Origin of the sequence: Streptomyces sp. TLI_105 (genome assembly GCF_900105415.1) — a bacterium.
In the GTDB taxonomy this organism is placed as follows: domain Bacteria; phylum Actinomycetota; class Actinomycetes; order Streptomycetales; family Streptomycetaceae; genus Streptomyces.
On sequence record NZ_FNSM01000001.1, the window covers coordinates 8261396 to 8285359 of the forward strand.

Annotated in this window: 17 protein-coding genes; 3 read left to right on the forward strand and 14 right to left on the reverse strand. The window is 71.1% G+C overall.

Annotation, left to right across the window (positions count from 1 at the left end):
• Nucleotides 1-73: 73 nt before the first annotated feature.
• The 4 genes from BLW86_RS37630 to BLW86_RS37645 all read right to left on the reverse strand — a co-directional run bounded on the left by BLW86_RS37630 (nucleotide 74) and on the right by BLW86_RS37645 (nucleotide 4466).
• A complete protein-coding gene (locus tag BLW86_RS37630) occupies nucleotides 74-1420 on the reverse strand; it encodes an MFS transporter (protein ID WP_256341579.1) in 1347 nt (448 codons plus the stop codon).
• Nucleotides 1421-1464: 44 nt separating this feature from the next.
• Nucleotides 1465-2388 carry a TauD/TfdA dioxygenase family protein gene (locus BLW86_RS37635; RefSeq protein ID WP_093878172.1) on the reverse strand — a complete coding sequence of 308 codons (924 nt, stop codon included), beginning with the start codon at nucleotides 2386-2388 and terminating at the stop codon, nucleotides 1465-1467.
• A 116-nt stretch (nucleotides 2389-2504) separates the two neighbouring features.
• Entirely contained in the window at nucleotides 2505-3014 is a 510-nt protein-coding gene (locus BLW86_RS37640; RefSeq protein ID WP_256341580.1) for a TetR/AcrR family transcriptional regulator, read from the reverse strand.
• A 174-nt stretch (nucleotides 3015-3188) separates the two neighbouring features.
• A complete protein-coding gene (locus BLW86_RS37645) occupies nucleotides 3189-4466 on the reverse strand; it encodes a DUF2254 domain-containing protein (RefSeq protein WP_093878174.1) in 1278 nt (425 codons plus the stop codon).
• Nucleotides 4467-4732: 266 nt separating this feature from the next.
• Here BLW86_RS37645 and BLW86_RS37650 point away from each other — a divergent pair, with 266 nt between their 5' ends.
• Nucleotides 4733-6559 (forward strand): glycoside hydrolase family 15 protein, encoded by a 1827-nt coding sequence (locus tag BLW86_RS37650; protein ID WP_093878175.1) that lies wholly within the window; start codon nucleotides 4733-4735, stop codon nucleotides 6557-6559.
• Nucleotides 6560-6628: 69 nt separating this feature from the next.
• Here BLW86_RS37650 and BLW86_RS37655 read toward each other — a convergent pair whose 3' ends face one another.
• The 8 genes from BLW86_RS37655 to BLW86_RS37690 form a co-directional block, all read right to left on the reverse strand.
• The gene (locus BLW86_RS37655; RefSeq protein WP_093878176.1) at nucleotides 6629-8404 is read right to left on the reverse strand and encodes a cation:proton antiporter; all 1776 of its coding nucleotides are present in this window, start codon (nucleotides 8402-8404) and stop codon (nucleotides 6629-6631) included.
• 62 nt (nucleotides 8405-8466) lie between these two features.
• On the reverse strand, nucleotides 8467-9525 hold the full coding sequence (locus BLW86_RS37660) for a cytochrome d ubiquinol oxidase subunit II (RefSeq protein WP_093878177.1): 1059 nt from the start codon (nucleotides 9523-9525) through the stop codon (nucleotides 8467-8469).
• Nucleotides 9522-11003: a cytochrome ubiquinol oxidase subunit I gene (locus tag BLW86_RS37665; protein WP_093878178.1), complete on the reverse strand. Its 1482-nt coding sequence runs from the start codon at nucleotides 11001-11003 to the stop codon at nucleotides 9522-9524. Before BLW86_RS37665 ends, BLW86_RS37660 begins: the two co-directional genes overlap by 4 nt.
• 42 nt (nucleotides 11004-11045) lie before the next feature.
• Nucleotides 11046-11885, reverse strand: a complete 840-nt coding sequence (locus BLW86_RS37670) for an SDR family oxidoreductase (protein ID WP_093878179.1) — start codon at nucleotides 11883-11885, stop codon at nucleotides 11046-11048.
• 172 nt (nucleotides 11886-12057) lie between these two features.
• Nucleotides 12058-13662: a GMC oxidoreductase gene (locus tag BLW86_RS37675; protein ID WP_256341581.1), complete on the reverse strand. Its 1605-nt coding sequence runs from the start codon at nucleotides 13660-13662 to the stop codon at nucleotides 12058-12060.
• A 127-nt stretch (nucleotides 13663-13789) separates the two neighbouring features.
• Nucleotides 13790-14710, reverse strand: a complete 921-nt coding sequence (locus tag BLW86_RS37680; RefSeq protein WP_093878180.1) for a cyclase family protein — start codon at nucleotides 14708-14710, stop codon at nucleotides 13790-13792.
• Nucleotides 14711-14742: 32 nt separating this feature from the next.
• Nucleotides 14743-16233, reverse strand: coding sequence for a gluconokinase, GntK/IdnK-type (locus tag BLW86_RS37685; RefSeq protein ID WP_256341745.1), 1491 nt, complete (start codon nucleotides 16231-16233; stop codon nucleotides 14743-14745).
• Nucleotides 16234-16290: 57 nt separating this feature from the next.
• Nucleotides 16291-16704 (reverse strand): DUF7144 family membrane protein, encoded by a 414-nt coding sequence (locus tag BLW86_RS37690; RefSeq protein WP_093878182.1) that lies wholly within the window; start codon nucleotides 16702-16704, stop codon nucleotides 16291-16293.
• Nucleotides 16705-16958: 254 nt separating this feature from the next.
• On the opposite strand from BLW86_RS37690, the gene BLW86_RS37695 reads away from it, so the two are divergent.
• Together BLW86_RS37695 and BLW86_RS37700 are read left to right on the forward strand one after the other, a co-directional pair.
• The gene (locus BLW86_RS37695) at nucleotides 16959-20693 is read left to right on the forward strand and encodes a S8 family peptidase (RefSeq protein ID WP_093878183.1); all 3735 of its coding nucleotides are present in this window, start codon (nucleotides 16959-16961) and stop codon (nucleotides 20691-20693) included.
• A gap of 137 nt (nucleotides 20694-20830) precedes the next feature.
• Nucleotides 20831-21817 (forward strand): helix-turn-helix domain-containing protein, encoded by a 987-nt coding sequence (locus BLW86_RS37700; RefSeq protein ID WP_093878184.1) that lies wholly within the window; start codon nucleotides 20831-20833, stop codon nucleotides 21815-21817.
• Between the two features lie 36 nt (nucleotides 21818-21853).
• Here the strand turns inward: BLW86_RS37700 and BLW86_RS37705 are convergent, their stop codons facing one another.
• Nucleotides 21854-22540, reverse strand: coding sequence for a hypothetical protein (locus tag BLW86_RS37705; RefSeq protein ID WP_093878185.1), 687 nt, complete (start codon nucleotides 22538-22540; stop codon nucleotides 21854-21856).
• A gap of 447 nt (nucleotides 22541-22987) precedes the next feature.
• A complete protein-coding gene (locus tag BLW86_RS37710; RefSeq protein ID WP_093878186.1) occupies nucleotides 22988-23941 on the reverse strand; it encodes a helix-turn-helix domain-containing protein in 954 nt (317 codons plus the stop codon).
• Between the last annotated feature and the right edge of the window lie 23 nt (nucleotides 23942-23964).

The following is a 23964-nucleotide window of genomic DNA, read 5'->3' on the forward strand; positions in this document are numbered from 1 at the left end:
GTCCTTGCGGAGGTCGGGGACAGAGGGGGGCGGACCGTTCCACGGGGCCGCGGACGCGCACGTCCGCGCGGCGTCACACGGACAGCCGGCGGGCGTCGCGATCGGGGTCGATCAGCGTGAGGGCGGCGGTTCCGCTCAGCAGCAGCACGGCGCCGGTGATGAGGACCGCGTACCGGTAGCCGTCCGCGCCGTGGTCGTCCACGAGGCGCCCGATCAGCGTCGGGGCGAGCAGACCGGCGGTGGTCACCACGGCGTTCATGATGCCCAGGGCGCCGCCGCGGCGGTCGGCCGGCGCCAGCTCCGTGACCGTGGTGACGGCGACGCTGCTCATCGCTCCCGCCAGCCCGAATCCCGCGACCAGGAGCACGGCGGTCAGGGCACCGGCCGGAGCGAAGGGCAGGGCGAGGCACGCCGCGGCGCCGACGAGCAGCAGCACGCCGCCCACCCCGCCGCGTGCCCATCGGCTCGGGGTCCCGCGGCGCAGGAGCCGTCCGGTCAGGCCCGCCTGTCCGAGCACCGCGACGCCGCCCAGCCCCCAGACCAGCATCACCATCCGGGTGGAGCCGGCCGAGGAGTAGCCCAGCGCGTCCCGGAGGTACGAGGGGAACCAGACCAGGGCGAAGGCGATGACCCAGTAGGTGCCGAAGTAGGCGGCCGTGGCACCGATCCAGGTGCGGGTCGCGAGGATCCGCCTGTAGGGGGCGCTCGACGGGGCCGACACGGTCGGGGCGCCGGCCGGCGCGCCTTCGCTCCGTGCCCCTCCGGAGTCGGCCGGCCCCGTGGGGGCCGACGCGGTGGCGTACGGTCCCTCGCCGCCGAGGCGGACCCACAGCAGCGCCCAGACCACCCCGACGAGTGCCACCGCCGCGACGGCCGAGCGCCAGCCGTGGTTCTGGATCACCCACGTCAGGACGGGGGCGGCGACGAGGACCCCGAGGGTGATGCCGAGGACGATCAGGGCCCCGGGCAGGTTGCGTCGGTGATCGGGGAACCAGGACAGGGTGGCCTGCTGGGCGACGGGGAAGGCGGGCCCCTCGGCAGCGCCCAGGAGAACACGCGAGGTGATGAGCACCGCGAGCCCTCCGCCCACCGCCAGCGGCGCCTGGGACAGGGACCAGAGGACGGCCATCGCGAGGAGCAGCCACTTCGGCCGTACGCGGTCCGCGAGCAGCCCCACCGCGGCACCGGAGACCGAGAAGAGCAGGAAGAAGGCGCTGCTGGCGAGTCCGAAGGCCGAGGCGGTGAGGCCGAGGTCCTCGCGGATCTCCTCCGCGGCCAGACCGAGCACCGACTTGTCGGCGAAATTGATCATCATGAAGACGACGAGCAGCGCGGTGACGGTCCAGGCGCGGCGCCGGGTGCTGCTCGGTGTCTTCGAGGTGCCGGCGGGCACGGCGGGTGCGACGTCGGTGTCGGTCACAGGGGCTCCGCGGAGACTGGTCGGGGAGGGGGGCGGGGGCTGGTTCAGGAGAGCGGGACGCCGGCGATGGCGATGCGCTCCATGACCCGGCGCTGCGGGAAGTAGTCGCTGATCGCGTAGTGCTGCGTGGCGATGTTGTCCCAGACCGCGACGGAGCCGGGCTGCCAGCGGAAGCGGACCTGGTACTCGGGGATGCGGGCCTGCAGCACGAGCTCGTCGAGCAGTTCGCGGCTCTCCGCGTCCGGCAGGCCGACGATCCGGGTGGTGAAGGGCTCGTTGACGTACAGCAGCTCGCGGCCGGTGCGCGGGTGCCGGACGACCACGGGGTGCTCGACCGCCGGCAGGTTCGCACGGTGCGCGGCGATCTGCGCCTCGGTCATGAGCGAGCCCCAGCTGGGCAGCCAGTCGTGCTCGGCGGTGAGCCCCGCGATCCGTGCCTTCATGGAGTCGGTGAGATTGTCGTAGGCGGCTGCCATGTCGGCCCACATGGTGTCGCCGCCGGCGGCCGGCACCTCGACGGCGCGCAGGACGGAGCCGAGTGCCGGTGCGGCCATGAACGAGTGGTCGCTGTGCCAGATGTTCTCGGTGCCGACGGCCGTGGCGTCCTTGGCGAGCCGGGAGACTCCGACGCTGTCGCCCTTCGGGAAGAAGGGGTTCGGCTCGGGCTCGCCCCACAGGGCGGAGAACGCGAGCTGGGACCGCGGGTCGAAGGCGTGCTGGTTCCGGAAGAAGATCACCTTCCACTCCAGCAGGGCCTGCCTGATCTCCTCCGCGAGCTCTTCGCCGATCGGGCGCGAGAGGTCGACGCCTTCGATCTCGGCGCCGATGTGCGGGGTGAGGGGGGAGAGGTCCAGGAGCCGGTAGTCGGGCTGGACCGCGTCCGGGGCGATGCGGTCGAGCGTGCGCTTCCCGTAGTGCATCAGCGGCTTGTCGAGCGCGGGGGCGGGAGTGGTGACGGCGCTGTCCATGAGTCCTCCGTGAACGAGGCAAAAATCGTTACCGGGAGTATCGTTATTGGGGTGTGGTGAGGCAAGGGCCTGGCAGCACGAAAAATCGACGCCGCGGACAGCCGCCGCGGAAGTCGTCAGCCCACGGGGCCGACGGCCCGGGCCACGAGGTCGACCAGGGTGTCGACGAAGCGGGTGTCGGGCATCTCCTGCTCGCCGATCAGCCGGAAGAGCAGCGGGGCGGCCACCAGCGTGGCGGCGGCCCGGACATCGGTGTCCGGGCTCACGTCGCCGCGCTCGATGCCACGTTCGAGGATGCGCCTCGTCTCGCTCGTGATGCGCTCGGTGTACTCGGCGTACTGGCCGCGCACCGCCCCCGTCTCGGCCGCCGCGCCGATGAGGCCCGCGATCAGCCGGTCCGTACCCGGCAGCCGGTAGGCCTCCAGCCGGGTGGTGAGCACGAAGCGGAGCTCTGCCCGGAAGTCACCCAGGTCGGGCACCGACAGGATGCCGATGCGGGTCTCCGCGGCGGCGATGATCAGATCCTGCTTGGTGGGCCACCGACGGTAGATGGCGGGTTTGCTCACCCCGGCCCGGGCCGCGACGGCGTCCATCGTGACCGCTCCGATCCCCTGCTCGTGAACCATGTCCACGACCGCGCGGAGAACGGCTCCGGTGACCCGTTCCTCCCGAGGCCGGCCCGGCCCTCGCCCGGCCCCGTCCGACTGCGTACCCACCATGTCCCGAGCTTACGGCCGGGCCTTCCCGCGCACGGAGGCCGGGTCCCCGGTCGCCCCGCGCCACGGCTTCGGCGGACGGTGTCAGGGTCGGCGCAGTCCGCCGATGCCCTGGAAGTCGGCCTGCTGCGCGAGGGACCGCCGGTCCGGGTCTGCGAACTCCCGATCGACTGCCTGCCCCAGCAGGCTCATCTCGGCACGCACCGAAGGGTGTTGCCCCGGCGGGAGGGCTTCGAGCAGCCCTTCGAGCATGGCGCGGAGCCTACGGCAGATCTGGACGGACGAGCCTCCGTACTCCCGGATCTCGCAGACGGCGAGCTGGAGGTAGCCCTCCCAGTCGCGTCCCGGCAGTACGAGCCGGGCGACCCCGTCTCCGTCGGCCAGGACGTAACGACCGGGAAGGTGTCGCTCGCCGACCGTGTGCAGGAACCACTCGATGTAGTTGATCACCTGCACGGCGGTCGTGGGATCGTTCACCGCCGGGGAGAGCGCTCGGATGGCGATGTCGACGAGGACCCTCAGCGCGAAGGCGGGATCCTGCTCGATCGTGCGCTCCGCCCCGAGGGCGATGAGGCCGGTCACCCGGACGGGATCCGGTCGGGACGTGCCCCCGTACACCTCGACGAGCACCGTGCCGGGCGGTACGAAGTCCCCGATCAGCCGGGTCACGACGAGCACGCAGTCGTGACGCGCCGCCTCGGCGACCAGCCCCCGCACGTCGAAGGCCTGGATGGCGCCACCCCGTACGGCATGGACGCGCATCACCGGACCGCCGGACGGCAGGGCATCCGCCGTGTGGGGCGCGGCGCCCCGGATCAGGGCGGTGCCGCGCGCGAAGACGGACAGTCCCATCCCCGCGACCAACTCCGCGATGGCCACCGGTCGCAGACTGTGGGTGAACCGGTTGAGGTAGATCAGCAGGAGCACCAGACTGACGGCCACCCCCGCGCCGGCCAGGGTGACCCCGAGGTCGGGGACCGAGGCGGACTCGACGCTGCGCAACAGGGAGAAGGCGAACGCGAACGTCCCCGTGAACGTCGCGAGGACCGCCTTCTGCAGCCGGTCCCGGTACCAGAGGCGCATGTAGCGGGGGGAGAGGGTCCCCGTGGCCTGCTGCACCACCAGCACACCGATGGTGACGACGAACCCGAGCAGCGCCACCATCGCGCCCACGATGGCGGAGAGCACCCCGCTCGCCGTCGTCGCGGAGTAGTGCCAGCCGCTGGGCGGCCAGCCCGTGCTGTCGACGGTGAGGGCGAGCTCGGCGAGAAGGGTGCCGAGGACGAGACCGATCATCGGCACGATCCACAGGCTCGCCTTGACGTATTGCCGCAGCCTGAACCTGGCCGCCCAGGACGTCATGACACCCACGCCACGCCCCCTTCACCGGAGGAGTCAGGTGCTCTTGAGGCACAGGAGAGGGCTTCCTTCGACGGGACCGCCATCACCTCACGGTAGGGCGATTCCCGCGTCGGCGCAGCGGCAGCACCCGCCTCACCTCGGGCGACGCCCTCGCCAGGACGGAGCAGTACGGTCGGCCTAAGCTGATCGGGTGCTGCCCCGGTCCACCCCGTCCGGGGCACGACGGCGCCCCGAGTGTGGTCGACGGGGGCTGAAAGGGGTCCATCATGGACGACTATCCCCTGATCGAGGACCACGGTCTGATCGGTGACCTGCAGACCGCGGCCCTCGTCACGACCGATGCGACGATCGACTGGTTCTGCTGTCCGCGATTCGACTCGCCCAGCGTCTTCGGCGCCTTGCTCGACCGGAGCAAGGGCGGCCAGTTCACCGTGCGGCCTGTCGCGGACACGTACACGACCAAACAGCTCTACCATCCGGACACCGCCGTCCTGGTGACGCGCTTCATGACCGAGGCCGGGGCGGGGGAGGTCGTCGACTTCATGCCGGTGACCGGAACCACCGCGACCGACCGGCACCGCATCGTCCGCATGCTGCGCTGTGTACGCGGCAGCATGACGTTCGAAGGCGAGATCGCTCCGCGCTTCGACTACGGCCGCAAGCCGCACGAACTGCACCTCACCGGGCACGGGGCCGTGTTCACCTCGGACGGCCTGGACCTCGCCGTCCACGCCGTCCGCGAACCGCAGGACGAGCGGCTGCTGAACGTCCTGTCGGTCGACGACAACGACCTGCGCTTCTCCCTGAGCCTGCGGGCGGGGCAGCAGCGCGGCCTGGTCATGGAGTCGTCCCCCGACGGGCCCCCGCACGAGGTCCGGGTCGAGGAGTTCGAGCGGCTCTTCGGCGAGACCGTGCGCTACTGGCGTTCCTGGCTGGCACAGTCCACCTACTCCGGCCGTTGGCGGGAGGCGGTGGAACGGTCGGCCGTGACGCTGAAGCTCATGACCTACGCGCCGACCGGCGCCCTGGTCGCCGCCCCGACGACGGGGCTCCCCGAACAACTCGGCGGAGAGCGCAACTGGGACTACCGGTTCACCTGGATCCGCGACGCCTCCTTCTCGGTGTACGCCCTGCTGGGCCTGGGATTCACGGAAGAGGCGTCCGCATTCATCAACTGGCTGCACGACCGCGTGAAGCAGGAAGCCGGACAGGACAACGGTTCCGGGCCGCTGAACATCATGTACCGCGTGGACGGCTCCGCCGACCTCGTCGAAGAGACCCTGGACCACTGGGAGGGGTACCGCGGTTCCGCCCCGGTCCGCATCGGCAACGGGGCGGCGAGCCAGCTCCAGCTGGACATCTACGGCGAGGCGCTCGACAGCATCTACTTCGCGCACGAACACGGCATGCACCTCGACCACGGGGGCTGGAAGGCCCTGCACACCCTGCTCGACTGGCTGGTCGACCACTGGGACCAGCCCGGCGAGGGACTCTGGGAGACGCGCGGGGGCCGGAAGGACTTCACCTACGGGCGCGTGATGTCCTGGGTGGCCTTCGACCGCGCCCTGCGGATCGCCTACGACGACGGCCGTCCCGCGGCCGGCGGACGCTGGGTGAACGCGCGGGACGAGATCTACGCGCAGGTGCTCGACCGAGGCTGGGACGAGAAGAAGCAGGCCTTCGTGCAGCACTACGGCGACGACGTGCTCGACTCGTCGCTGCTGCGCATGCCGACGGTCGGCTTCATCACGCCGGACGACCCGATGTGGAAGTCCACCCTGGACGCGATGGAGAGCGAGCTGGTCAGCGACAGCCTCGTCTACCGCTACAACCCCGAGGCGTCACCCGACGGCCTGCGCGGCTCGGAGGGGACCTTCTCCCTGTGCACGTTCATGTACGTCGACGCGCTGGCCCGGGCCGGGCACACGGACATGGCCAGGCTGGTGCTGGAGAAGATGCTCACGTACGCCAACCACCTCGGCCTGTACTCCGAGGAGATCGACCTGACGGGGCGACAGCTGGGCAACTTCCCGCAGGCCTTCACCCACCTGGCCCTGATCGACGCGGCGATCACCCTGGACTCGATGCTCTAGGGCCTGTCGTCACATTCCCGTCGTCGCGGGGCAGACGGGAATGTGACGACAGGCCCTAGGTCGCGCGACTCACCGAGGCGAGGCGGCGGGGGCGGGTCCGAGGAGGATCACGGTGTCACCGGCCTCCGGCACGGCTTCCCGCCGCTCCGTGACGGGGTCCAGCCGGTGATCGGCCCGCACCACGAAGAGGGTGTCGTGGTCCGGCGGCAACGGGTGGCCCGCCGGCTGCACCGTGAACCGGGCTCCCCGCCCGTAGCGCTCGGCGAGGACGTGGCGGACCATGGAGCGGCCGAACAGGATGTCGCCGCCGGTGTACGGAGCGACCACACCGTGGCTGTCGTGCGGTGGACCCACCCGGTAGACGGGGCCCTCCACGTTGTCCTCCATCACGATCGAGGCGAGCGCGTTGAAGTCGTCGTCGTCGGTGGCCAGGAAGACCGCCGCCACACCCTCCAGACGGGCCCCGGGGTTGATGGCCGTGGCCAGCAGATCGCCCTTGGCCAGATCGATCCCCGCCCGCTTGATCGCCGTCCGCTCCCCGTCGAGTCCCGCCCACATCAGCACGTCGAGACCGGCGGACCGCAGAGCCTTTCCCAGGTCGATCACCCACGGCTCACCGCCCACCAGGAGCACGCGTGTGCCCTCCGTCCTGACGACGCCCAGTCGTCTGGCGGCCGGCGCAGCCGTCAGCGCGTACAGGAGAACGGTCCCCACGATCACCAGGAACGTGACGGGAAGGATCTTGGCCGCCCCGGTCACCCCCCGCTCGACCAGACCGGCGGAGAAGGCCGAGGCCGTCGCCGCCGCGACGATGCCGCGTGGGTCCATCCATCCGACGAAGGCACGCTCCCCCCGTGTGAGATCGGTGCGCGCCGCGGCACCGAACGCCACGACCGGTCGGACGACCAGGACGAGGATCGCGATGAGGCCGAGGGAGGGAAGGAGCACGGGCACCAGGGATGCCGGAGTGACGGTGGAGGAGATCGAGATGAACAGCAGACCGATGATCAGCTGGATCAGCGTCTCGAAGAAGGGCCGGCGGGCCGGCATGTCGAAGCCCTTCATGTTGGCCACGGCCAGCCCCGTCACGATCGCGGCGATCAGTCCCGTGTCGTCCCGCACGACGTCGCAGCCCGCCGACACGCCGATGACGACGGCGAGCTGCGCCAGTGTCCCCAGGGTCTCGCCGAGGCGGAGAGTGCGCAGGGTGAACCACAGCAGCGCGGTGCCCACGACCCCGCCCGCCACACCGAACGCGAGGCTGAGGAGGAACTGGCCCAGCTGATAGCCCCGACCGATGTCGATCTGGTGCGACGAGGCGATTGCGTGGAAGGTGAGGGCGCCGAGGATGGCGCCGATCGGGTCGGTCAGCGTCCCTTCCCAGATCAGGATGCGCCGCACCTTGTCGCTCGGCCGCACGAAGTCGAGGATCGGCCCGACGACCGTGGGGCCCGAGACGACGAGGATCATGCCGAGCATGGCGGCCACGCGCAGCGGCATGCCGAACATCGCCGGTCCCACCGTCCCGACGACGAGGAAGGTCGACAGCACCCCGTACACGAGCAGCCTGCCCACGATCCCGCGGGTGTGCTGGACGAGTTTGCGCAGGTCCAGCCCCAGACCGGCGTCGTACAGGATCACCGCGACGGCCAACGACACCAGGGCCGAGAAATCCGGTCCCACCAGCCGGTCCGGGTGGATGATGTCCGTCGCCGCTCCGGCGACGAACCCGACCGGCAGCAGGATGATCAGGGCGGGGACACGCAGCTTGTTCGCCAGGATCTGCGAGCCGGTGGCGAGCACCACCGTCAGGGCGAGTCCGATGAGGATCTCGTCGTCGGTCACAGCGGCTTCCTTCCGCGGGGTCCGGGCGCGCGGGGAGGGCCAGGACGAGTACAGACAGGCGATCAGCTGTCGGGCGCCGCACCGTCACCGGCCGTGCCGGTTCCCTTCCGGAGCTCGGAGTCGGTGAGTTCTTCCAGCTCTCCGTGGGTGTCCAGCCAGTAGAGGAGGACGACGGCCGGCACGACGAGCACCAGGGCCACCAGGGTGACGATCGCCAGCCACGTCAGGGTGGAGGGCGCGCCCGCCGCGTCGGCCACGGTCAGCGAGGTGGGGAGCAGGTACGGGCGCTGGGCCATGCCCCAGCCGATGACGGCCGAGGCGACGACCGCGACCGCGGTGACGCGCACCCACGCTCCCGGCGTCCGCAGGAGCAGCCAGGCGGTGACGAGAGCGGACGCTCCGGCCAGGACGACGAAGAACAGCCCCAGGCCGTGGGTGAGTCCGTGCCACACGTAGGGGGAGTCCTCATGGGTGACGAACCCGGTGACGACCGCGAGGACGGTGAGCGCGGCGAGGCTCCACAGCGCCCGTCGTCTGAAGTGGCCGACCAGATCCGGTGCGTCGAACCTGCGGGCGTCCCCGGTGAGGAACACCGCCCCGAGGAACGCAGTCGTCGCGACGGCGACCAGTCCGAACACGACAGAGGTGGGGCTGGTCCATACGTCCGCCGAGGCGTCGGTGCCGGGAGTCACCCGTTCCGAGGCGACCCCGCCGACGGCGGCACCCAGGAAGAACGGCGTGACGACCGAGGCCACGGCGAACACGGCACCGTACAGCCGTCGGCCGGCGAGCCGTCGGGTGGGCTTGCGGAGCGCGAAGCCGGCGCCACGGAGAACCATGCCCACGACGGCCAGGGCGAGCGGCAGCCACATCGCGGAGAACACCGTCTGGAACAGGACGGGGAAGCCGGTCCACATGATGACGAGAACGAAGATCAGCCAGACGTTGTTCACCTCCCAGACGGGAGCCATGGCATGGTCGATGAGCCACCGGGGGCGCCGGCCGCGTTCCGTCCCCCCGGCCGTCAGGTCCCAGAAGCCGGCCCCGTAGTCCGTGCCACCGGCGCAGGCGTACGCGGTCACGGCCAGGAGCAGCACGACGGCGATGAGGTCGGCGGTCACGGGCGCTCACCCCCGGATCCGCCGGTTCCGCCTCCGGCGGCCGGGACGTCGCCCGCGGGCAGGGGAGCCCGCGGCCCGTAGGGGAGGTCGTCCTCCGGCGTGTGGCCCGTACCTCCCGCGGCCCGCTGCTCGTCGGCGAGCCGCCAGCGCGTGCGCATCTTCAGCAGGACGACGAGGAACGAGCCGAAGAGGAGCACGTACACCACCGCCACCACACCGAACATGATCCACAGAGTGGTGGAGCGGGTCGACGTCACAGCCTCGGCGACCCGCATGTTCTGGTAGACGATCCAGGGCTGGCGTCCCACCTCGGTGGCGATCCAGCCGCACGCGACGGCCACGACGGAACCCACACCGGCACAGGCCGCGGAGCGGTAGAACCACTTCGAGGCGGGCAGACGTCGGTGCCGCAGCCAGACGAACCCGTACCAGAGGGCGAGCAGCACCAGTACGGAGCCGATGAGAACCATGATGTCGAAGGCCCAGTGGGCGATGGTCGCCTGCACGGCCGTGGGGCGCTGGTCCGCCGGGACGGAGGTCAGTCCCCTCACCTCGGTGTCGGGACTGAACCCGGCCAGGAACGAGTCGAGGAGCGGGACCTTGATGCCGCCCGAGATCGAGCCGTCCTCGTTCAGGCGCCCGAAGAGGTACTCCGGTACTCGCGTGTCGGTCTTCCAGACGATCTCCATCGCGGCGAACTTCACCGGCTGCTTGTGGAACACCGACCGGGCGATGGAGTCGCCCAGGACGAACTGCACCGGTGCCGCGACGGCGGCGATGGTGAACGGAACGGCGAAGCCGAGCCGGTGGTAGTGGTCCCGCCGGCCACGCAGCCAGCCCGTGGCGTAGACGCCGGCCACCATGAATCCCGCGGTGAGCACCATCGCCACGACGAAGTGCCAGTACTGCGGCCCGAACATCGGCGTGAAGATCGCCTTCCAGACGTTCACGTCGACCGGGTTGCCCTCGGAGTCGAGGGAGAAACCCTGCGGCGTGTTCATCCAGGAGTTCGCGGCCAGGATGCCGAACGCCCCGAGCAGCGCGGCGAAGGGCAGCGGCAGCCCGAGCAGGAAATGCGTCCGGGGCTTCAGCCGCCGCCATCCGTACAGGTAGATGGCGATGAGTACGGCCTCAAGGAAGAAGGCCCACGCCTCGACGCCGAATCCGACCCCGAAGACATCGCCCCACCTGCCCATCAGACCGGGCCACAGCAGGCCGAACTCGAACGACAGCACCGTGCCGGTGACGATGCCGAGCGCGAACTGCACGGCCATGACGGCCGACCAGCGCCGTGCCAGGAGCAGCGCCGTGGGGTCCTTGCTGCGCAGCCCGCGATAGTGCATGACCAGGGTGATCAGGGGAAAGGCCACGCCCAGGGGCACCAGAATGATGTGGGAGGCCAGAGTGAAGGCCATGAGTTCCCGGGCCGGCAGGAGCTGGGCCGGGGCATCCGCCAGCAGGTGGAGCGAGGTGGGCATACGTGCCGTCACCGTTCGTGGAGGGGAAGGGTCGGGGGAGGGTCACCCTCCGGTGGCGAAGCCGGGGAAGAGGGTCATGCCGCCGTCGACGTACAGGGTGGTGCCCACCACGTAGTCCATGAGGTCGGAGGCGAGCGCGACGACGGCGTGGGCGATGTCCTCGGGCTCGCCGATCCGGTCGTACGGGATGAGCCGCAGGAGGTCCTCCCGGGCTTCGGGGGTCTCCCAGGCCGCGCGGTTGATCGGCGTCTTGATCGCCCCCGGGGCCACCGCGTTCACGCGGATCTTCTCCGGCGCGAGCTCCTGGGCCAGGGTCTGCATCATCATCTGCACACCGCCCTTGGAGGACGCGTAGTTCACGTGACCCGCCCAGGGGATGATCTGGTGCACCGAACTCATGCAGATGATCTTCCCGGCGGAGCGGGACACCTCGGGCACCACGCCCCGGCGCCGGAACTCCTTGGCCGCCTCACGGGCACACAGGAACTGACCGGTGAGGTTGACGTCGATGACCTTCTGCCACTGAGCGAGGGTCATCTCCGTGAAGCGGGCGTCCCGCTGCAGTCCCGCGTTGGCCACCAGAACGTCGATGGTGCCGAACTCCTGCACCATCCGGTCCATCATGGCGACGACCTGGTCCTCCTGCGACACGTCGGCCTCGTACGCCGCGGAGCGCACCCCGAACGAGGCGATCTCCGCGGCCACCTTCTCGGCTTCCTCGCGACCCACCACGTAGTTCACGACCACGTCGGCGCCGGCCCGTCCCAGACCGATGGCCGTGGCCTTGCCGATGCCCGAATTGGCGCCGGTGACCAGTGCCTTCTGGCCGTGCAGCAATCGCGCCGGGATCACGCCCTGCGGTGCGCCCACCGTGGAATCCATGCCGTCCTGCCTCCTCGCTGCGCGGTTGCGCCGAGCCCGGCGCAAGCTCGGCCGGGCATCGTCACGCAACCACCCGATGGGATGGCCGGCATCTCCTCGCCATCGCCATTGGGCCGTTGGGGCAGGCATCTTCGTCCGGACGGACCAGAGACCGGGGAGCCGGCCGCCGGTGTCAACCCAGACGGGCCAAGAGGTGGTCACCGACCCGCAGGGCATTGGCGATGGCCGTCAAGGACGGGTTGACCGCGCCGATGCTCGGGAAGAAGCTCGTGTCGACGACATACAGGTTGTCGAGGTCGTGGGCCTTGCAGTCGACGTCCAGCGCGGAGTCGGCGGGGTCGGCGCCGAAGCGCACCGTGCCCGCCTGATGCGCCGTCGCACCGATCGGCATTCCCTTGTGCAGGTAGATGCTGCGGGACAGCAGATGGTGCTCGTGCATGCCCAGATGTCCCAGCATGCCCTGCAGTTTGTGCCTCAGGCGCTTCAAGCCCTCGATGTTGTTCTTCTCGTCGAGAGCGAGCCGGATACGAGCGTCCCCGTCGAGGGTGACCCGGTTCTCCGCCACCGGCAGGTCCTCGCCGCACAGCCAGAAGTCGACGGCGTGACGCGCCAGTACCTCGAACGGCATGTCGGGTGCCACCGCACCGGCCCACCGGGGCGCCTCACCGTGGATCTGGTCGGCGTCCGACTTGCCCAGCATCTGGATGCCGCCCAGCGGGTAGTCCCAGTCGTCCGCGCCGAAGTACCAGTCGTTGAGGGCGAGCGTCTTCTGGAACTTGGTGTCGTTGGGCTCCTTCGACACGGCCATCAGGGCGAGGTTGTTGTGCCGCATGTAGAAGCGGCCGACCACGTCGGAGCTGTTCGCGAGACCACGGGGATGGTGCTCGTTCGCCGAAGCCAGCAACAGGGCGGCGGAGTTGACCGCCCCGCACGAGACGACCACCACGTCCGCCGTGTACCGCACCTCGGAACCGTCCGCCAGACGGCCGACGACCGCGCTGACGCTGCGTCCCTTGGCATCCGTCTCCAGCCGGACCACCCGCGTCCCGGTGACCATCTCGACACGGGGGTGTTCCAGAGCGGGCCCGACACAGATCACCTCCGCGTCGGACTTTCCCCGCACGGGACACGGGAAGCCGTCGACCCGGTCGCAACGGATGCAGACACTGGAGTGAGCGGCCCGCCCGCCGTCCTCCTGGGTCAGATCGACACCGATCGGCAGGTGGAACGGGTGCAGGCCACGCTTCTCGAGGTCGTCGCTCAACTGCTGGATGCGCGGCTCGTGCTCCACCGGCGGATGGGCGTACTGCGCGCTCACCGGCCCCTCGCCGGGGTCCTCGCCGTGCCGTCCGTGGACGAGGTAGAGGTGCTCGGCCTGCGTGTAGTACGGCTCCAGGTCCTCGTACCGGATCGGCCACGCGGGCGAGAGACCGCCGTGGTGACGGACCTCGCCGAAGTCCTCGGGCCGCAGCCGGAAGAGGGCGGCGCCGTAGAACTTGGTGTTTCCGCCGACGTAGTAGTTGACCTCGGGCGGGAACTCGTTGCCGTCCTTGTCCAGCCAGAACTCCGGAGCCCGGTACCTGCCCTTGACGAACACGGCCGTCGAGTCCCAGTTGTCCCGCTCACGCGGCAGGTAGCCGCCGCGTTCGACGAGGAGGACGCGTTTGCCCGAAGGGGCGAGGCGATGGGCGAGCGTGCCTCCGCCGGCGCCGGTGCCGATGATGATGACGTCGTAGTGAGGGGCGTCGCCCACGGCGACCACCGTCCTTGGGATCATGGCCCCGACCTGGTGTCAGGCACCTGGCGCCCCGCCGGGCGATGCTCCAGCGGTCACACCTCCTTCGAACGTATCCGCCCACCCCGTCAACGGCGACCCGAGCGGCGGCACCCGGGACGCGCCCAGGTCACAGCACCGCGATCGGGTTCACGGGCGAACCGGTGGCTCCGGTCAGCCGCAGCGGGGCGACCACGCACAGGAAGCTCCAGCGCCCGGCGGCCACACAGGCCGGGACGAGGTCCTCGAAGCACAGGTAGTCCATGAGGTGGATGCCCAGGGCCTGGATCGCCAGGACGTGTACGGGAAAGGCGACGTCCTCGACCGCGCTGGGCGCGCTGTCGTTGTTCCCGTCTCCGCCCAGGGCCGCGACCTCCCGCTCGGCCAGGAACTCCACGGCGGCCGGGTGAAGGCCGGCCCGCGCCGTGGCCGCGTCCCACGACCCGAGCGCGGTGCGCCGGAGGCGGTGTCCCGTCCTGACGAACAACAGGTCGCCCGGTCCGACGCGGACCCCCTGGGCGGCCTCGGCGGCCCTCAGATCGTCCGAGGTCACCCGGTCGCCGGGCTCCAGCCAGGACACACCGCGCAACGGCGGGATGTCCAGCAGGACGCCCCGGCCCACGAGACCGTCGCCCAGGAGGTCCACGGAGAGCGCACGGGCACCCTCGGCCGTCACACTGCTCGCGGGCACTCCACCGTGGAGCTCCCCGTCGAACACCACATGGCAGAGGGCGTCGAGATGACTGTCCGCGTCCCCGTGCACGTTCATGGCGAAGCGGTCGGTGGCGAAGTGCAGCCCCTTCGAACCGAGAACGCCCGGGCCCGGGCCGGTCATCCGGTGCACCGCGGGCTCGGGGTCGTCAGGGCCCGGCACGGTCTCGATCGGAGCCGCCAGCGACACCGTGCGTCCCAGGCGGACCTCCCCGGCTGCCGCTGCCACCCGCTCGGGCGTCAGGCGGCTCAGTGCGCCGCACCGGCCGTGCACCGCGGGCAGTGCCGCCGCGCGGCCCCGCAACCGTTCGTAGAGCGCCCCGAAGTCGCGTGAGGTCATGTCGGCGGTGGTCCGCGGCTCTCCGGACGGTGTCACGCGTACCCCCAGGGGCTCAGACCCCACCGGAGCACGTGCGACGCTCCGGGCTCCAGGACGGTGAGATCCGTACCGCTGCGGAAGGCGTCCGGTGGACAGGACATCGCCTCCACGGCGACTCCGCGCCGCCGCTGCCCCGGGTCGGGCAGGGTGTCGCCCGTGTACACCTGGACGTAGCGGGTTCCCTCGCCGAGCAGGACGTCCACCCCCCGCGGTTCCGAGGGATGCGCCAGCCGGACCACCGCCCGCCCGTCGGGGCCCCGGTCGAGACCGGTGAAGGCGGTGTCCAGTCGCAGATCACCGATGGGGCGGCCGGCGCGGAAGTCGTACGGGGTGCCGTCGACGGGCTCCCGGCCTACGGGCAGCCCCCGGTCGTCGGTCCGCAGCAGGTACCGGGCGGGAACGGTCAGCACGACGCCGTCGACGAGGCCGGTGCCGACCGTCAGATAGGGATGCTGTCCGACGCCGTAGGGCGCCGGCTCCGTACCGGTGTTGGTGGCGTGCACGACGGTGCTGAGACCGTCGGGGCCCAGTCGGTACTCGGCACGGACGTCGAGGAGGAACGGATATCCGGGCTGGGGGCACAACGTCGTGCCGAGCAGCACCGCGTCGTCGGTGCGGGCGAGCAGCTTCCACAGGGTCCAACGGAGCAGTCCGTGGATCGCGTTGTTCTTGTCGACCTCGGTCAGGGGGAGCTGGAGACTCCTGCCGCCGAAGTCATAGCGTCCGTCGCCCACCCGGTTCGGCCAGGGGACGAGCAGTTGCCCCCTTCCGCCGGTGACGGAGGAACCTGCGGAGAACCCGTCGAGCAGCGGTCGGCCGGCCACGTCGTACGCGCGCAGGGCGCCGCCCAGTTGGACCACCACCGCGCTCTGCTCTCCGTGAACCAGCCGCCAGGGCTCGCCCGTGGGGCCCGGGGAACCGGAAGGGCCGTCGCGCGGCACGGCGTGGCCGCCCCGCTCCGCGTCCGGTCCCGGCGCCCCCCTTCCGGAAGCGGCCTCCCGGTCCATCAGCGAGAGCACCGCCGCGACGACGGCCTCCGGAGGCTGGTCGACCTCCACCACCAGAGGATGCTCGTCGGGCGTCGGCTCCTCGAGAACCGCCAGCTGGCTTTCCAGCAGGCCCGCCGGGAAGAAGTGGCCGTGCCGCCCGGCCAGTCGGGAGCGCAGCAGGTCGGGCGAGCCGTGCAGGTACACCAGAAGGACTCCGGGACGCCCTGCCAGCAGCTCGTCTCGATAGGCGCGCTTGAGCGCGGAGCAGGTCACGACGGCCTGCCGACGAGCCGCCATCGCCCCGTCCATCCACTCCCCGATCGCCGCGAGCCACGGCCGCCGGTCGCTGTCCGTCAGGGCATGACCGGCCGCCATCTTGGCGCGGCCGGCCGGGGAGTGGAACTCGTCGGCGTCCCGGTACGCCCAGCCCAGCCGCTCGGCGAGGAGCCGCCCCACCGTCGACTTGCCCGATCCGGCGACGCCGACGACGAGCACCAACGGAGGCAGATCCCCGCCCGCTGTTCCGCGGGTCACGGGTGCCGTGCCCCGAGGTCAGTCCCTCATCGGCCGGGGCGCGACGCACAGTCCCCAGATGACGAGGGCGTCGATGGCGATGAGCAGCAGTGCCCACCACGGCGTGTAGGGGAGCCACATGAAGTTGGCGATCATGCTGAGGCCGGCGAGCCCCACGCCGACGGCCCTGGCCCACGTGGCGCCCGACAGCACGCAGGCGCCGGTGACCGCGACGAGGATGCCCAGGATGAGATGGATCCAGCCCCAGCCGGTCAGGTTGAGCTGGTAGACGTAGTTGCGCGTGGCCACGAAGACGTCGTCCTTGGCGATGGCCGAAATGCCCCCGAGCAGCGTCATGACGCCACTGAAGATCATGATGACGGCGGCGAACACCAGCCAACCACCGCTGTGTGTGTCCTCTCGCCGTCCGGGAGCACGCGTATGGGTCGTCATGACAGCTCCTCCGTGTCGTGTGCCCGCCGAGCCGTCACCGTCCGGTGGGCCGGATATCTCCAATCTGGCCCCGGTGGGAGCGGGGCGCACGTCGGCCGAACGAGTGGCGAGGGGCAGGGGACCCGCCGAACCCCGGCCGCGGGTGCCCTTACGCCCGGAATCGCGGAGTTCTCGGCTGACAAGCATCTGCCATGGCGAGGACTTGCCGCGGTGAAGCCTTCACGGCGCCGGTCGCCGGTCGATAGACCCGTCCCATGTACTTCCCCTCTGATGCTTCCGCCTTCCGGCGCAGGCGCCGCAGGCTGCTCTCGGCAGCCGCCGCGGTGCCCCTGCTGGCGTCGGGTCTGGCCGTTCTGCAGGCACCCGCACAAGCCGCGCCGGTCAAGCCCACCGTTTCCGCCAAGCCCTCCGCGACCCACAAGGTCACCCTTGTCACCGGCGACGTCGTCACGGTCACCACGTCGGCCGACGGCAAGCAGTCCGCCGACGTCGACCGGCCGGACAGTGCCGTCGGCGGCGTCAAACTGCAGCAGATCCAGGGCGACTTGTTCGTCATCCCGGACGAGGCGGCGTCGCTGCTCGCGACGGACAGGCTGGACCGGCGGCTGTTCAACGTCACCGACCTGATCGAGATGGGTTACGACGACGCCAAGTCGGCCGCGGTACCCCTGATCGCCACGTACGGCCGGTCGACGTCCCGCGCGGCCGCCGAGCCGAAGGCGCCCCGGGGCAGTAGGCTGACCCGGGAACTCAAGGGCATCCACGGCGCGGTGCTCAGCACCGACAAGCGTCAGGCCCGCACCTTCTGGACCTCCCTCGCTCCCCAGGGCAGCCCCACGCTGGGCGAGGGCGTCGCCAAGCTGTGGCTGGACGGCCGGGTCAAGGCCAGTCTGAAGGAGAGCGTGCCGCTGATCGGCGCGCCCGAGGCCTGGGCGGCCGGCCACACCGGCAAGGGCGTCAAGGTCGCGGTGCTCGACACGGGCATCGACGTCGACCACCCGGACTTCGCCGGCCTGATCGACGGCACGGCGAGCTTCGTACCGGGCGAGGGCGTCACCGACGTCAACGGTCACGGCACCCACGTCGCCGGGACGATCGTCGGTTCGGGCGCCGCTTCCGGAGGGGACCACAAGGGCGTCGCCCCCGGCGCGGACCTGTACGTCGGCAAGGTGCTCGGCGGGGCCGAGGGCTCCGGGCAGGACTCCTGGGTCATGGCCGGCATGCAGTGGGCCGCCGAATCCGGCGCGGACGTCGTCAACATGAGCCTCGGCGACTCCTACCCCACGGACGGCAGCGACCCGATGTCGCAGACGGTCGATGCGCTCTCCGCCCAGTACGGGACGCTGTTCGTCATAGCCGCCGGCAACGCGGGCCCGGAAAGCATCTCCGCCCCCGGCGCGGCCGCCGCGGCACTGACCGTCGCCGCCACGGACAAGCAGGACCGGCTCGCGAGCTTCTCCAGCACGGGCCCGCTCGCCCACTCCGGTGGCATGAAGCCGGACATCGCGGCGCCGGGCGTGGACATCACGGCCCCCCGGTCGCAGGCGATGACCGACGGGGGAAAGGGGCCGTACCGCACCCTCAGCGGCACCTCGATGGCCACCCCGCACGTGGCCGGGGCCGCGGCGATCCTGGCCCAGCAGCACCCGGACTGGACCGGCGCGCAGCTCAAGGAACACCTGACCAGCACCGCCAAGGGGCTGGACGGCGGATACTCCCCTTACGAGATCGGCACCGGCCGACTCGACGTGGCCGCCGCCGTGCGCACCACCGTCCGGGGCACCGGATCGCTCTTCTTCGGCAACTACACCTGGCCGCACGGGCCCGGCGACGCCGCCGTCACCAAGGACCTGACCTTCACGAACACCGGCGCCGCCGACGTCACGCTGAACCTGGCGCTGAGCGGCGACGGCGGGCCCTTCACACTGGGAGCCACCAGGGTGACCGTCCCGGCGGGCGGCACCGCCGCCGTCCAGGTGACCGGCGACCCGCAGGCGGCCCCGGCAGGCCGCCAGACCGGCTACGTGACCGCCGTCGACGCGGTCACCGGGCAGCCGGTGGCCCGCACGTCCCTGGCGCTGCTCGAGGAGGAGGAGCGCTACGACCTGAACATCAAGCTGGTCGGCCGGGACGGCGAACCCGCCGCCGGCTGGGTCGGGGTCAACCTGGCCGGCGACAGCTGGCCGTGGAGCGTCTACGTCGACGGCTCGACCACCCTGCGCATGCCGCCCGGCCTCTACACGGTCGCGGGATACCTCGACGTGGCCGGCGAGAAGGCGGACCGGTCGGGTCTCGCCGTCCTCGTCGACCCGGAGACCGTGCTCGAGGACGGCTCCGCGGACGTGGTGCTGGACGCGAGCAAGGCACGCCTCCTGCAGACCGAGGCGCCGCAGCGCACCGAGGACCGCCAGCGCAAGGTCGACTTCAACGTCCACTACGAGGGCACCGACCCGTACCTGGACTACCGCAGCGCGTACGTGCTGCCGCCCACGTACGACGACGTCTACGTCTCGCCGACGGAGCCGATGACGCGCGGCGACTTCATGCTCGTCACCCGCTGGCGCAAGGGGGAGCCGCTCCTCGGCCTGAGCACCGCGGACGGCCGGCTCCGCTTCGAGGCGAAGGTCCAGCCGGGCAGCGCCCTGGGCACCGCGACGGACCGGCTGGACGTCGTCCACGCGGGCGACGGCGCGGCGGCCGCGTACGACAAGGTGAACGCCGAGGGCAAGGTCGTCGTCGTCGAGCGCAGCGACGAGGTCTCGCCGCAGGAGCGCACCGAGGCGGCGACCGCGGCCGGGGCGAAGGCGCTGATCGTGGTCAACGACGGCGCCGGAGCCCTGATGGAGTACGTCGGCGAATCGGCCGTTCCGGTCGCCACCGTGCACCGCGACGCGGGCCGGACCCTCGTCTCCCTGGCCAAGGCCGGCAAGCTCAGACTGACCGTGGAGCAGACCGAGTACACGCCGTACGTCTACGACCTGACGCGGGACTACCCCGGCCGGGTGCCGGACCGTGCCCTGGTCTACAAGCCGACCCACGACGACCTCGCCCGGATCGACGCACGCTACTATTCGGCCACGGAGGGCAGGCGGTCGGAAGGGTACCGGTCCGACTTCACCCTCAGCCCGTCGCTCAACTTCCCCGAGCTCGAATGGCACCCCGGCACCCGCACCGAGTGGGTGACCCCCGGTCAGGTGTGGCGGGAGTTCCACACGCAGGGCGTCGACGGAGCCCTGCCGTGGTCGATGGTGTCGGGCAGCAACACGTACGCCAGGGGCAGCACCACCCGGCTGGACTGGTTCGCGCCGGCGACCCGGCCCGACCAGAGCGAGTCCTTCGGCGTGTACAACTCCCGCTGGCAGAACTACATGACCTGGAACGTGCAGGCGTGGGCCTCCGCCAGCGACACCATGCGGCTCGGCGGCTACCTGCCCTGGGGCGAGACACCGTCCCACCTCCAGGTGTTCCAGGGCGACACGCTGATCGACGACAACCCGGTCAGCGGCGACATGCAGTGGGTGGAGGTACCGGCGGGCAACCTGCCCTACCGCGCCGTCCTCGACGTGGAACGGCCCGCTGACGTCTTCCGCCTGTCGACGCGCACCCACACGGAGTGGACGTTCATGTCCGACACCGTCGAGTCGGACGACTTCGAGCGCTTCTCGGTGCTGAACCTCGACTACAAGCTGGAGACGGACCTGCACGGTGACCTGAAGTCCCGTGCGCCCCAGCGGATCACGCTCAAGCCGGTGTCGATGGACGGCGGCACCGTGCCGGGCAACGTCACCACGGTGAAGCTGGACGTGTCGTACGACGACGGCGCCACCTGGCAGAAGGTGACCCTCGCCAAGGGTGCCGGCGGCTCCTGGACGGGGGCGTTCAGCACGGCCGGGAAGCCCGGCGGCTTCCTCTCGGTCCGGGCGAGCGCCGCGACGGACAGCGGCTACAGCGTGAAGAACGAGATCATCCGGGCGTACGGCCTGCGATGAGCCGCACCACGGGGCCCCGGGAAGGCGACTTCCCGGGGCTCTCCTCCTCGCACCCCCTCCCAGCAGGGCCTTTTCACGGTCTGCCGCCATGGCGCATACTCTCCCCGCCGCGGCAAGTGGAAGAGAGTCGATCGTCGATGCTGGATGCTCTGGGCCTCGAACCCGATGAGGAGCGCGTCTACAGGGCGCTGGTCGGACGGCCGATGACCACCCCGGTCCTTCTCTCGGACGCGCTCGCCCTGCCCCACGCCCACGTCGACAAGGCCTTGTCGCGCCTGGTCGAGTGGGGGCTGGCGACCAGGTCGGCGGACGCCCATTTCACCGCCGCGCCGCCGGCCATGGCACTCGGCGCCCTCATCGGCCGGCGCCGGGACGGACTGCGCACGGCCGAGCAGGCCCTGGTGACCCTCGCCGAGGAACACCGGGCCGCGATGACGGGCAACAGCATCACCGACCTGATCGAGGTCGTCACGGGCGTCGACGCCATCCGCCACCGGTTCCTCCAGGTGCAACAGGCGGCCCGGACCCAGGTCCGCTCCTTCATCACCGCACCGTTCGTCGCGCTGCCGCCCGACGAGAACACGGCCGAGCCGATGGCCCTCGGCCGAGGAGTGCTCTTCCGCGCCGTACTGGACCGCGAGGTGCTGGCCGAGCCCGGCATCGTCCGCGACGCCGTCGACTCCGTGCGCAACGGCGTGCGACTGCGCGTCGCCGACCACGTGCCGATGAAGCTCGTGCTGGCCGACGCCGATCTCGGCCTGGTCCCGCTCGCGGTCACGCCGGCGGGAGAGCCCGGCGCCGTACTGCTGCACCGCAGTGGCCTCCTGGACGCGCTGGACGCGCTGTTCGAGACGGTGTGGCGCACGGCCCACCCGCTCGAGCTCTCGGACCCCGGGGGCGAATCGGAACCCACCGTCGAGGTCGGTCCGCAGGGCCCGACCGAACTCGACCGCAAGATCCTCGCGCTGCTCCTGGCCGGGCTCACCGACCTGACGGCCGCGGCCCAGCTCGGCCTTTCACCGCGTACGCTGCACCGGCGCCTGCGCCACCTCATGGACATGGCCGGGGTCCGGACCCGGATGCAGCTGGGCGCACACGCCGTGCGGAACGGCTGGACGGCGTGACCTCGTTTCACGGAACAGGGGACGAAGGTGCCGTTCTCAGGCGAGGACGTTGATGGCACGGGCGACCACCAGACCGAGAATGAGCAGGGAGACGAGGGACTGGAGGCCCATGGCGATCTTGGCCCAGGGAGCCAGGGGCATCACGTCGGTGGGGCTGAAGGCGGTGGCGTTGGTGAGGCCGAGGTAGAGGTAGTCGACGTAGCGGGGCCGCCAGCCGGCGCTTGCCAGTTCGGGGTTGAGCTGCTGGGGGAAGGCGAGTGCGGGCGTGCGGGGGAGCCGATGGGCACGGGCGGCGGCGCCACCGCCGTCGAGTTCGAAGTACAGCAGGGAGAAGGCCAGAACGGTACAGGCCCACACGGTGCCACCGGTCTGCAGCAGGCCGGTGGCGGAACTGGTCTCCTTGCCGCCCCGGAGGATGTCGTCGATCAGCTGGACGGTGGACCAGACGGCGCTGAGCGCGAGAACGCCCACCAGGGCGATCGACAGGGTGCGCAGGGCGGTCGAGCGCCGGTCGATCCTGCCCGGGTCGCCGGCGACGAGCGCGAGCAGAAGCAGTCCTTCGACGGTCGGGAGCACCCAGCGGGGCGCCAGACGGAGGTCGTCGGGGAGCAGGATGGTCAGCACCATGGCGGTGACGACGGCCATGCCCATCGGCCAGCGGGCCTCGCCGACGGGCTCACGCCGACTCCGGCTCTCGGGCGGCTCGGAGATGCGTCCGGTCACGGTGGCGGCCCTTACGTTCGAGTGCGGAGTGGTTGTCGCCGTCCTGCTCCCGGAAGATATAGCGGGCCGGCGCGCGGGCGGCGGATCTCACGCCCCGTGCCGTGACCCGGGGGCCGCGACACGCCGTCCGGCCGCGCCTCCCGTACGACCCTCCAGCGTGTCGCCCCCGGCCTCGCCCGGCGCCGGGGGCGCGGAGGAGGCGGTCTCTCCCCCCCCGCGCACCCGCCTTCACATTCCTAGAAGAACCCGAGCTTCTTGGGGCTGTAACTCTGGAGGATGTTCTTCGTCTGCTGGTGGTACGGCCAGTGAACCCGCGCTGACCAGTGAGCTGGGTGGCATGTGCCGTTTCTTGGGGGAGTTGGTCCGGGAACGGCCCGTGTGTCTCCCCAGCGCTCATGGCTGCGGGCTGGGTCACCGCCAGGTGGCCGGCCCCGGCCCGGCGGCGGGTCAGATCCAGCCGCGGCGTGCCGCGACGACACCGGCCTGGAAGCGGTTCACCGCGCCCAGAAGTTCGTGGAGGCGGCTCATGCGCCGACGCATGGTGCGGACCGACCAGCCGAGCTGGCGGGCTATGGCCTCGTCCTTGAGGCCGCTGACCAGCAGGGTGAGCACCAGACGATCCTCCTCGCCGAGCGGGTCCTCGGCGGGGGCGTCGAGTGGCAGGGCCTGTTTCCAGCACAGTTCCCAGTAGTCGGTGAGGGCGTCCAGCAGCGTGGAGGGGCGGATGACCGCAGCGCGCACGCCGTTGAGATCCAGGGAGAGCGGCATCAGCGCCAGTCGGCGGTCCGCGATGGCCAGTTTGATCCGCAGGCCCGGCATCACCCGGGCCTGCTCGCCACGGCGCACGAGTCCGCGGATGTCCTCGAGCACCCCCGGCCACTCCAGCGCCTCGGGGGCGTAGACCGCGCGGTAGCGCACGCCGCGCCCCAGCGCCGTGCTCTCCACCGGATTGGAGGTGGTCAGTGCGTACGGCGGCCGGTCCAGTGTCATGACGTCCTCGCGCGCCTCCTGCTGGAGGCGGACGAACCAGCGGCCGAGCGCCTCGCGGCCGGTGGCGATCTCCACCTCGTCCTCCCCGGCGGTGCCGGCCTGGGTCGCCGCGAAGAGGCGGGACAGCTCGCCCGCCGCCGAACGGACCCGGTCCAACTCCGCTGTCCTGTTCCGTACCAGGGACTCGACCGCGGCTCCCGGCTCGATCGCCGCGTACCGGCGGCGGACCCCCGCGAGCCGCCCGACCAGGCCGTGGTCGTGCAGCCGGTCCAGCGCCCTGGCGGCGCGGAGGGGGGAGCAGCCGAGGTCGGCGGCGAGCTCGGCCGGGGCCGCCGTACGCCGGGTCAACACGGCCCGGTAGACGCTCTCGTCGAACGGATCGATGCCTGCCGCGGTGAGCTCGTTCGTCATATGCGGATCCTGGCCCACTTGTG